The sequence below is a fragment of the Gordonia metallireducens genome, from assembly GCF_021245825.1.
GTDB lineage: Bacteria > Actinomycetota > Actinomycetes > Mycobacteriales > Mycobacteriaceae > Gordonia > Gordonia namibiensis.
In genome coordinates this window covers 215,969-226,414 of the sequence record NZ_JAJQJP010000034.1, presented here as the reverse complement: position 1 = coordinate 226,414, position 10,446 = coordinate 215,969, and the positions used below count along the sequence as shown (strand labels likewise).

Annotated in this window: 11 protein-coding genes; 4 read left to right on the top strand and 7 right to left on the bottom strand. The window is 66.6% G+C overall.

Features of this window, described 5'->3' with window-relative positions; genetic code table 11:
• From LQD00_RS14565 to LQD00_RS14550, 4 genes are all read right to left on the bottom strand, one after another.
• A partial coding sequence (locus LQD00_RS14565; RefSeq protein WP_232717898.1) for an IS110 family transposase occupies nucleotides 1-238 on the bottom strand: 238 nt, incomplete at its 3' end.
• Between the two features lie 396 nt (nucleotides 239-634).
• The gene (locus LQD00_RS14560) at nucleotides 635-1,879 is read right to left on the bottom strand and encodes an FAS1-like dehydratase domain-containing protein (RefSeq protein WP_232717897.1); all 1,245 of its coding nucleotides are present in this window, start codon (nucleotides 1,877-1,879) and stop codon (nucleotides 635-637) included.
• Nucleotides 1,876-2,118, bottom strand: coding sequence for a hypothetical protein (locus LQD00_RS14555; protein ID WP_232717896.1), 243 nt, complete (start codon nucleotides 2,116-2,118; stop codon nucleotides 1,876-1,878). The genes LQD00_RS14560 and LQD00_RS14555 overlap by 4 nt, the downstream gene beginning before the upstream one ends.
• A gap of 4 nt (nucleotides 2,119-2,122) precedes the next feature.
• Nucleotides 2,123-3,277 (bottom strand): amidohydrolase family protein, encoded by a 1,155-nt coding sequence (locus LQD00_RS14550; RefSeq protein WP_232717895.1) that lies wholly within the window; start codon nucleotides 3,275-3,277, stop codon nucleotides 2,123-2,125.
• A gap of 196 nt (nucleotides 3,278-3,473) precedes the next feature.
• Between LQD00_RS14550 and LQD00_RS14545 the strand changes: the two genes are divergently transcribed.
• Both LQD00_RS14545 and LQD00_RS14540 read left to right on the top strand, forming a co-directional pair.
• The gene (locus tag LQD00_RS14545) at nucleotides 3,474-4,571 is read left to right on the top strand and encodes a DUF7065 domain-containing protein (protein WP_232717894.1); all 1,098 of its coding nucleotides are present in this window, start codon (nucleotides 3,474-3,476) and stop codon (nucleotides 4,569-4,571) included.
• 2 nt (nucleotides 4,572-4,573) lie between these two features.
• Nucleotides 4,574-5,803 carry a CaiB/BaiF CoA transferase family protein gene (locus LQD00_RS14540; RefSeq protein ID WP_232717893.1) on the top strand — a complete coding sequence of 410 codons (1,230 nt, stop codon included), beginning with the start codon at nucleotides 4,574-4,576 and terminating at the stop codon, nucleotides 5,801-5,803.
• A gap of 37 nt (nucleotides 5,804-5,840) precedes the next feature.
• Here the strand turns inward: LQD00_RS14540 and LQD00_RS14535 are convergent, their stop codons facing one another.
• The 3 genes from LQD00_RS14535 to LQD00_RS14525 all read right to left on the bottom strand — a co-directional run bounded on the left by LQD00_RS14535 (nucleotide 5,841) and on the right by LQD00_RS14525 (nucleotide 8,585).
• Nucleotides 5,841-6,149, bottom strand: coding sequence for a hypothetical protein (locus tag LQD00_RS14535; RefSeq protein ID WP_232717892.1), 309 nt, complete (start codon nucleotides 6,147-6,149; stop codon nucleotides 5,841-5,843).
• A complete protein-coding gene (locus tag LQD00_RS14530) occupies nucleotides 6,146-7,645 on the bottom strand; it encodes a class I adenylate-forming enzyme family protein (RefSeq protein ID WP_232717891.1) in 1,500 nt (499 codons plus the stop codon). The genes LQD00_RS14535 and LQD00_RS14530 overlap by 4 nt, the downstream gene beginning before the upstream one ends.
• Nucleotides 7,646-7,778: 133 nt before the next feature.
• The gene (locus tag LQD00_RS14525) at nucleotides 7,779-8,585 is read right to left on the bottom strand and encodes a FadR/GntR family transcriptional regulator (protein WP_232717890.1); all 807 of its coding nucleotides are present in this window, start codon (nucleotides 8,583-8,585) and stop codon (nucleotides 7,779-7,781) included.
• Between the two features lie 164 nt (nucleotides 8,586-8,749).
• On the opposite strand from LQD00_RS14525, the gene LQD00_RS14520 reads away from it, so the two are divergent.
• Both LQD00_RS14520 and LQD00_RS14515 read left to right on the top strand, forming a co-directional pair.
• Complete coding sequence (locus LQD00_RS14520) at nucleotides 8,750-10,234, top strand: aldehyde dehydrogenase family protein (RefSeq protein WP_232717889.1); 1,485 nt, start codon at nucleotides 8,750-8,752, stop codon at nucleotides 10,232-10,234.
• Entirely contained in the window at nucleotides 10,231-10,419 is a 189-nt protein-coding gene (locus LQD00_RS14515) for a ferredoxin (protein WP_232717888.1), read from the top strand. Before LQD00_RS14520 ends, LQD00_RS14515 begins: the two co-directional genes overlap by 4 nt.
• Nucleotides 10,420-10,446 lie beyond the last annotated feature (27 nt).

The following is a 10,446-nucleotide window of genomic DNA, read 5'->3' as shown; positions in this document are numbered from 1 at the left end:
KGTGTATAAGCCGGGTCAGGCCGGCGCCGTAGGAGGCGCTGGCCTCCACTCCGGCCTGGGTGATGGGGCCGAACGAGGTGGCCCACTGCCACAACTGGTGGTAGCCAGTGCTGGTGGCGGGGAACTCGTGATCGGCGAGCAGGCGGCCCTCGGCGGTGACGAGGGCGGCGTGGTGGCGGCGTTGATGGGTGTCGACGCCAAGTACTAGCGGTTGCGTGGTGTTCGTGGTTGGGGTCATCGTGGTGATGTCTCCTTCACTGATGTGTGGGATGACCTCACCGGGGCGGGTGGACAGGACAGTGAAGAGTCACGGCCCAGCAGCCAGACACGGTCCTAATCAGGTCACACCCGCCCCGGCCCTCACAGGTCAGGGTTTCGTAGATGACCGACCGCCGGGACGACAAATCTCGTCCAAGACAGCACCGTCAGCCACGAAGCAGGTCAGACCCAAACACGATCAATCACCCACAACCATTCTCACTGCCACGAAGGGCTGGCGAGTTCAGCTCACCAGCCCTTCGTCACGCGTCCTCCGCAAGCTCCGGACGCTGCTCAGGGAGCGGAGGGAACGCCCCGCAAGCTCCGGACGCTGCTCAGGGAGCGGAGGGAGCGCCCCGCAAGCTTCGGACGCTGCTCAGAGATGGGAGTCGGCGATCCGATCCATCTCGTGTCGCAGGATGCCGTCGCGGCTGTCGGCCGGCGGGTCGGGCAGCTCGACGGGGGCCGACCGGGTGGGCAGCAGGACGACCGCGGTGGCCGGCGAGGTGATGGCACCGCGCTGGTTCTCGCACCATAGTTCGACGTCGACCTCGTTGCGTCCGTCGACCTGCCGCTTGTCGACGACCTGTCCCTTGAGCCACGTCGTGTCGCCCATGTAGTTGAAGCCGCGGTGCTGGACCGACAGCTTCCACAACCATCCGTCGTCACCGATCCAGTCGGTGAGCAGGTGCGTCAGCCAGGTCTCCCGCATGGCGCCGTAGTCGTACGACGTCGGGATGCCCAGTTCGCGTGCGCGTTCGGGTTCCCAGTGCAGACGCTGGACGGTGTCGGGGATGTTGAGCGCGTTCGGCGGGTACAACCCGGGGGCCTTCTTGCGGATCTTGTAGGCGTGCCCGAAGGCGCCGTTCGGTGTCAGCTGCATACCCCAGCCGACGTGCCACACGACGACGTCGGTCGTGACCAGCGGCCCCTTGACCTTCACCGGCAGCGGATCGCCGACCTCGACGTCCTCCCAGTACCTCGGCTCCGCACCCCGACGCTCCTCGGCCTCGTACGCCGCATCGATCTCGGCGAGCTGTTCGGGCGTGTACGGCTCGGGTTCGAGGACTTCCTTCTTGCGCTTCTTCGACGCCGTGCGTTCGGCGTTGATCCACGTCCCGCGGCGGATCACGCAGGGTTCGCCCTGCGCGTTGTCGTAGATGAACGCCCGGGTCACGTGCGCCGACCGGCCGCCGAACTCACTCGTCTTCGGCACCACGCCCACCTGGGAACGCAGGCAGTGCAGGCGATCTCCGAGATGCAGCGGCCGCCACCACTCGAACTCCATGACCGCCTGATACGACCCCAGCCCGGCGAAGGGATCACCGCGGAACAACGCTTTGGTCTCGGCGTCGGGCTTCGGTGCGGCGTCCTCACCCATCGTGTAGTGGAAGGCCGGCGGCGCGATCATCCCACCCCAGCGGGTCCTCGGACCGTAGTCGGGATCGCAGAAGAGCGGGTTGTCGTCACCATAGGCCTGCGCGAAATGCCGTACGCCGTCCCAGGTCACCTCGTAGTTGTGGGGGGCGTGCGGAATGCGTTCGGGCACACCGTTCCGGAGTCGGCTGCGCTCGATCTTCTCGTCCGTCAGGACGCCGAAACCGCTGTCGGTCACCGTCATGAACCACTCCGTTCGGTGGTGAGCGAGCGGCGGATCTCGATGAGCCGGTTGAGCCTTTGCTCGCCCTCGGCGACCGCGGCATCGTCGCCCGACTTCTCGGACTCCTCGACGCGCGCACGTTCGGCCTCGATCTCCTCGTCGAGGAGAAGGCCTGCGCCGTCACGGGTCAGGAGGTCCTGGTCGGTCCAGTCGGCCGCCGGGATCTGTTCGACGAGTTCGGGATCCTGCCGGTTGCCCATGGCCTCAACCCTCGGTCCGCGGAAAGTTGAACAGCTTGCGGGCGTTGAGTTCCACCATCTTGTGGACCTCCTCGTCCGGTACGTTGCGCATGGACTCGGCCACCACCTTGCGACTGTTCGGCCAGTTGGAGTCGGAATGCGGATAGTCGCATTCCCAGGTGATGTTGTCGATGCCGACCGCGTGCCGGTTGTCGATGCCGTGCTGATCCTCGATGAAGCACCCGAAGATGTGTTCGCGGAACAGATCCGATGGCCGGACCGTCTGGTTGATGTTCTGGTAGTAGCGGTGCTTCTCCCAGGTGAGATCAATGCGTTCGAGCATGTAGGGCACCCAGCCGATGCCACCCTCGCTCAGTGCGAACCTGAGCTCGGGATGCTTGTGGAACACCGGGGAGAACAACAGGTCGGCGGTTGCGTACATCGAGTTGCAGCCGAACAGCGCGATCATCACCGCCATCGGCGCCTCGGGTGCGGTGATCGGCGGCTTGCCCGACGTCCCGAAATGGATCGACAGGACCTGTCCGGTCTCCTCGCAGGCCGAGAAGACACCGTCCCAGTGGTCGGTGTGGAAGGACGGCAGCCCAAGCGGGGCCGGGTTCTCCACGAAAGCGATGGCGCGCGAACCTTTCTGGGCGGTCCGGTGGATCTCGGCGATCGCGAGTTCGGTGTCCCACAGGGGCAGGATCACCATCGGGATGTACCGGTCCGGGGCCGTCGGGCACCACTCGTCGAGCAGGTAGTCGTTCCAGGCCTGCACGCACGCGTGGGCGAGGTCCTTGTCCTCGCCCTCGAGGAACACCGTGCCCGCGAAACGTGGGAACGACGGGAAGCACAGTGCCGCATGGACGCCGTCGACGTCCATGTCCGCGAGCCGGGCCTTGGGGTCGTAGCAACCCGGCAGCATGTCGTCGTAGCGAACGGGCTCGGCACCGTACTCCTCCGGCTTCTTGCCCGCGACGGCGTTGAGTCCGATGTAGGGGTAGATCCGGTCTTCGTAACGCCAGACCTGCGCAGGTGGGCGACCGGGCCGCAGTTCCTTCTCGATGATGTTGGGGCCGGCTTCCAGGTACTTCCGAGGCAGACGGTCGGTCCACAATCCGGGATGTTCGATCAGATGGTCGTCGGTCGAGATCAATTGCATGTGGTCCTGCAGCGGCATTGCATCTCCTCGCGTTTCGCCCGAGTTCCTCCGGGCCCATCGGACTGCTGGCAGCGCGGGACGACGCGCTGAGCCACGGGTCCCATCGTGGCACGCCGAATCAGGGGCCCACAAGGGCATCAGATCAATGAGTTATCTGATTTGTGGCTATCAAAATCATCACTAAATAAGTTAACTCTATGCTAGCGTCCGAGGTGTGACTGTTGACGAAAACGCCGGCGAGATCACCGCGGACACTCCGTTCACACCGGCGGATGACACGTACCACGTGCCACCCACCGACGACCCGTACTGGGTGGAGACGAACTGGTGGTCCTTCAACGTCCCCGCCCGGCACATCGGCGGATGGTTGCATGCCCGGTATGACGTCAACCGCGGCACGGTGACCTGGCGCGTCTTCGTCTGGGATCCCAGCGGCGCCGACCTCGGTCGCATCGCCTACTACCGCAACGCGACCGACAAGCCGATGCCGGAGAACCCTGATCTGCGGGACATCGCCTTCCCGCACGGCGGCTTCTCTGTGAAGATGCTCGAACCCCTGACGCGCTACCAGATCTCCTACTCCGATCCGGCGAACGATTTCTCGATCTCGTTCGAGCACACCGCCGTTCACCCGCCGCGACGCTTCACCCCGGGTGAGCCGCCGGCGATGCACAGTCCCCACCTCGACCAGCTCGGTCACCAGGTGGGGGAACTCGTCCTACGCGGTGAGTCGATCCCGATCGACTCGTACTCCATCCGGGACCGCACCTGGGGACCCCGCGGTGGGCACCACATGCAATCCAAGAAGCCCGAGTATCTCCGCGGCGAGTACAAGGTCCTGCACCCCGGTGGCCCGCGGTGGCGGGAGATCGAACGCGAACGTGGCCGCGGCCGCATTCAGTACATCTTCGGCCATTCCGGTCCGGAGACCGGCTTTCTCGGTTTCGTCCGCCCACAGGACGGCGACGCCGAGGGCTGGTCGCCGCTCAACCACGGCTGGCTGCTCCGCGACGGGAGATTCGAGCGCCTCGACAAGACTCGGTCGCGGATGCGCAACTTCCGCGACCCGCAGACCGGTTGGAGTGCCCACATGCAGGTCGACCTCACCGACCTGACCGACCGCACCATGTCCGCCGAGGGGTTCTCGGTGAGCCACATGTGCGAGGGCGGACTCGGCAGCAACGCACTGATGCGCTGGGAGTTCGACGGCGAGATCGGCTGGGGTGAGGACCAGGACGGCTGGAAGCGTTCACACTGGATCAAGATGATGAACGCCCTGCGCGCCACCAGCACCCCCACCGAGGAGGCGTGAGCATGACATCTGATGAGGACTTCGCGGTCTCAACACCTTTCGACGGCGTCCGGGTCGTCGAGATCGCCGCCTGGACCTTCGTTCCCGGAGCAGGTGCCATCCTCGCCGATCTCGGCGCCGACGTGATCAAGGTCGAACCCCCGACCGGCGACCCCCAACGGAATCTGCAGAACGCCCTCAACCGCAAGGAGGGTGCGCCCAACCCCTTCCTCGAGGTGCCCAATCGCGGGAAGCGCAGCATCACACTCGATCTCACCACCGAGGACGGCCACGACCTTCTCCTCAAGCTGGTGGAGAAGGCCGATGTCCTCCTCACCAGCTACCTGCCCGCACAGCGGACCAAGCTCCGCGTCGACGTCGACGATCTCCTCGCCGTCAACCCGAAGCTGGTCTACGTTCGGGGAACCGGCTGGGGTTCCAAAGGCGACAAGGTGAATGTCGGCGGATTCGACGCGGCGGCAGCGTGGTCGGCCGGCGGCACCATGCACAAACTGACACCTCCGGGTGCCGACCGTCCGACGATGCAACCGGCCGCCTACTACGACCTCCAGGGTTCCTCCGCGATTGCCGGCGCGGTGGGTATGGCGTTGTTCCGTCGCGAGCGCACCGGCAAGGGCGGCGTCGTCGACGTCTCACTGCTCAACACCGGAATGTGGCCGCTGAGCCCCGACCTGACCGCAGCCCCCTACATCGGCGAGATCCCGCGCCAGGATCGGACCGACGCCCCCAATCCGATCGTCAACGCGTACCGCACCAAGGACGACCGCTGGATCAACCTGGTCTGCCTGCAGGCGCAACGCTTCTGGGGTGAGTTGTGCGCCCTCGTCGACCGCGTCGACCTGATCGTCGACGAACGGTTCGCCGACGACATGGGCCGCTACACCAACCGGCACGACTGCATCGCCGAACTCGACAAGGCCTTCGCCGAGAAGACCCTCGACGAGTGGCGGCACATCCTCGCCGAGTTCTCCGGTGTGTGGGCCGCGGCCGCGACCGTCGCCGAACTCCACGACGACAAGCAGGTCCTCGACAACGGCTTCCTGCCCGAGGTGCCCGCCGAGGACGGCTCGAACTTCCGTGTCGTCGCGCCGCCCTACCACTTCGACGGACAGCCCACGACGCCGCGACGCCCGGCACCGAGGCTCGGCCAGCACACCGACGAGATCCTGCTGGAGGCCGGACTCGACCCCGAGCAGATCAGCGACCACCGCGAGCGGGGCGTGCTGGGCTGACGCTCAGCGCCCCGCCGTACGGCGTCCCTCGCTCCCCTCAGTCGCTCGCCGGCAACGGTTTGGCGTCCTTGAGGACGAGCGGGGCGGTACCGATGGCGAGCGTTCCCGCCCCGGCCTTGGTGACGAGCACCTCGAGGCCCGGCGCATCCTCGGAGGTGTACCGCTTGCCCAGCTGGTTACCGCCGTCGAGATCCGCGACGATGGTGCCACCTGGGACGTCCTCGCCGATCGGGACCACGGGCACGCCGCCGCAGGTGAGGTCGACGTCGCCCGCGGGCGGACTCACGACGATGATCTCGGTGTCGCAGACCTGGCTGCGGAGTCGGGCTCCTGGCTTCAGCGTCATGACTTCTCCTGTGCTCGTTCGAACTGCGCCACCAACCGGCGGCGCAACACCTTCCCGGTGGCGGTCTGGGGCAGCTCGTCGACCCAGATCACCTCGTCCGGTGTCCGGGAACCCCGGAGCCGGGCGCGGACATGGGACCGGATGTCCTCCGCGGAGATGCCTGCCTGCGGGTCGGCCACGATGACCGCCACCAGTCGCTGCCCCCACTCCTCGTCGGGCAGACCGATCACCGCCGTCTCACGCACCGCCGGGTGGGTGAGCAGCACGTCCTCGATCTCGGCCGGTCCGATGTTCTCGCCGCCACGGATGATGGTGTCGTCGGCGCGGCCCGCGATGAAGAGGTATCCCTCGTGGTCGACCCAGGCCTGATCGTTGGTCGGGAACCAGCCCTGCTCGTCGAGCACCGACCCCTTCCCCAGGTATGACCCCGAGACCTGCGCACCGCGGACATACAGCGCCCCGGTCTCACCCGGTCCCACCGGCCGGCCGTCGGCGCCGCGGATCTCGATCTCCATCCCCGGTACCGGGCGTCCCACGCTCTCGAGGCGGCGTCGGATCAGCGGGTCGTCGGAGGCGATGGCCTGTGCGTGGTCGTCCGGACCGAGAAGCGCGAGAGTCGAACTCGTCTCCGTGAGTCCGTAGGCGTTGCAGAAGCCGGCGGCGGGGAACGCCCGCATGGCACGTTCGAGAACCGGGAGCGGTAGTCGCGCACCGCCGTAGGAGATCAGACGCAGCGCCGGCGCATCGGCGGGGTCGCCGTCGAGGGCGTCGACGATGCGGGCGAGCATGGTCGGGACCACTGTCGCCGACGAGATCGACTCGCGAGCAACGACTTCGAGCCATTCATGCGCATCGAAGTCGGGTAGGTGCACAACGCGGCGTCCGCCGTAGAAGTTGGTGAGCGTCGCCCCCACCGCCGCCACGTGGTAGGGCGGCACCGTGATGAGGGCCGCTTCGTCCTCGGCGGCCCCGGCGAAGTCGACGGTGGCGAAGACGTAGGCCTGGAGGTTCTCGTGCCGGAGTGGAACGACCTTCGGTTTCGACGTGGTACCGCTCGTGTGCAGGAGGACCGCAGGCGCCTCGTCGGGAACATCGATGGGCGGCAACGGTTCCGACGCGCGGGCCGCAGCGAGGAACTCATCGAGGTCGAGCACCTGCTCACGTCCGGCAACCCGGTCGCGATAGCGTTCCTCGACGACGATCAGCGGGTGATCGAAGTCGTCGATCAGTTCGCCGAGCACTTCGTCGCCCAGCCGGTAGTTCACCGGGACGAAGGGCACTCCCGCAAAGGCTGCAGCGAAGAACACCTGGGGGTAACCGGGACCGTTACGGCCGAGGTAGATCACCTCCGAGGGTTTGCACCCGGCGACGACCGACGCACCCCCGCGGGCGGTGGCGACCACGTCGGCATGGGTCAGACCCGAGGCACGGTCACCGAGCGCGACCCGGTCGCCGAGCCCGGACTCCACCATGTCCAGGAGAAGGCCGACACCCATGTTTCCCGCCAATCCACGTGAGGTCACCGTCGGTGCGCAGCATCGAGCCGCACACCGCTCATCGTAGATGATTCAGTGCAATCAGTTACACCATTCGAGACAAGTGGTTGCGCTGTCGACGGCAACCCTGATGTCAGTTGAAGAGATCGACCACGGATTCGGTGGCGAAACGACCCCACAGCATCTTCTTGGCGACCGAGGTCATGTGTCGGCGCCAGTGCGCCTCGGCTCCCTCGACGTCACCCGCCTCGACCAGGGTGACCAGCTTCCGGAACGCACGGATCGTCTTCTTGAACTGCGCGGCGACCTCCCCGGTATCGGTGGTCCGGGACACGACGCGCGACATGTGCGTCGCGACGACGTCCGCCAGGACACGTCCGATGAGGCCGATCGTCTGATTGCCCGCACGCTCGAGAATGAGGTCGTGGAAGCGGAACGCCGTCCTCGACCAGGTGTCGAAGTCCGCGGACTCCGCCCCCGCGTCGACGAGGTCGGCGAGTTCGTCGATGACCTCGACGAGCGCCTTGACGTCGTCGTCGGTCCGGCGCGCGGCCAGCATCCGCACCGCGGCGGGCTCGAGGACCATCCGGGCCTCGTACAGGTCGGAGAGTGTCGTGTTCTGGATCTGGAGCAGGAGCCCGACGTAGCGGGCGGCCACGGACACGTCGGGCGAGACCACTTGCACACCACCGCGCGAACCACGGCGGACAACGATGAGCGATTCGTTCTCCAGGATGCGGAAAGCCTCGCGCAAGGTGGGGCGGGAGACGTCGAACCGTTGTCCCAGGACCGTTTCCGGCGGCAACATGTCGCCCGGCTTCAACACGCCACGGACGATCTGACCGCGAATCTGTTGAGCGATGAGTTCAGCGGTCTTCGGGACCTGAATCCGCTGGGGCAATCCGTTCTCGTCGAACGAGCTGTTGGCCAATTCCCACACCTTCTTCGAAGCCGGCGACTGCCGAGCGGGATTCAGCCTAACACCCGGCCGTGTCGGGCCTCCGTTTTGACGAAACCGACATGTAAATGAACACACCCATTGTACGGTTGAATCATCTAACTCATCTAGTGATCCCCTCGGGACGCAAGGGAGGTGCCGACGGGATGTCGGACGTACCAGGCCAGAGCACTCGAACAGGTCAGCTCTTCATCGACGGCAAGTGGGTCGACGGCCGGGGCGACGAGACGATCACCGTCATCAATCCCGCGACCGAAGCGGTGATCGGAACGGTACCGCAGGCGACCGTCGCGGACGTCGAGGACGCGGTGGCCGCCGCACGCTCCGCCTTCGACGACGGACCGTGGCCGCAGATGTCGGTGCGCGAGCGCGCCGCTGTGTTACGACGGATGGCCGAGGGATTCGCCGACCGGCGCGCCGAACTGGTGGACCTGTCGATCGCCGAAGCGGGGTCGACGCGCGCCCTCGCCGAATTCCTGCAGGTCGGCACCCCCATCGACCACTTCTTCGATCTCGTCGACCGGGTTCTGCCCGCCTTCGGGTTCGAGACCGCACTGCCGCCGATGATCGGCAACGGCATCGGCCAGGGCGTCGTGGTCCGCGAACCGTTCGGCGTCGCGGCCCTCATCACGCCGTTCAACTTCCCCCTCTTCCTCAACCTCTGCAAGGTCGCACCGGCGCTGGCCGCCGGGTGCACCGTGGTCCTCAAGTGCTCGCCGTACACGCCGTTCGAAGCCCTTGTCGTCGGCGAGATCGCCGAGGCCGCCGGCCTTCCGCCGGGCGTCCTCAACATCATCACCGGTGACGTCGAGGCCGGTGAGGCCCTGACCACCCACCCTGGCGTCGACATCATCAGCTTCACCGGCAGCGACACCGTGGGCACGAAAGTGTATGGGCAGGGCGCACAGTCGCTGAAGAAGGTGGTCCTCGAACTGGGCGGCAAGTCGGCGAACATCCTTCTCGAGGACACCGATCTCGACCAGGTGATGCCGAGCGTTCTCGGCGGCTTCATCACCCACGCCGGCCAGGGCTGCGCGCTGATGACCCGCATCCTGGTGCACGAGTCACTGCACGACGAACTCGTCGGCCGCATCAAGATGGCCCTCGACTACGTACCGGTGGGCGACCCGGCCGACCCGAACGTCGTGATGGGTCCGCTGATCCGCGAGGCCCAACGTGCCCGCGTGGAGGAGCTGATCCGCGTCGGACAGCAGGAGGGCGCCCAGATCGCCTACGGCGGTGGACGACCCGCAGGTCTGGACAAGGGCTTCTTCGTCGAACCCACTCTCTTCGTGGGCGTGGACAACCGCATGAGGATCGCCCAGAGCGAGATCTTCGGCCCCGTCGGTGTCGTCGTCCCCTTCACCGACGACGCCGAGGCCGTCCGGATCGCCAACGACAGCCCGTACGGACTCTCCGGGGGCGTCTGGTCGGCCGACCCCGTACGCGCGCACGGCATCGCGCGAAAGCTCCGCACCGGCATGGTCGTCGTCAACGGCGGCGGGGGCGGACTCATGCCCGACGGACCGTTCGGCGGGTACAAACACAGCGGCATCGGCCGCGAGTTCGGCGCACACGGACTCTCTGAGTATTTGCAGCACAAGACGATCCAGTGGGCGGCGGCCCGATGAGGGTGGTCGTCGACCAGGAGAAGTGCGGCGGGCACGGTCGTTGCATCGCCGTCGCGCCGGATCTGTTCGACCTCGACGACGACGGGGTGAGCTTCCCGCTCGCCGAGAACATCGGGGCCGGCCAGGAGACCGCCGCCGAAGAGGCGATCGCCAACTGTCCGCAGAGCGCGATCCGCATCGAATGAGACCGGCCGACGGCCATCGGGAGGACT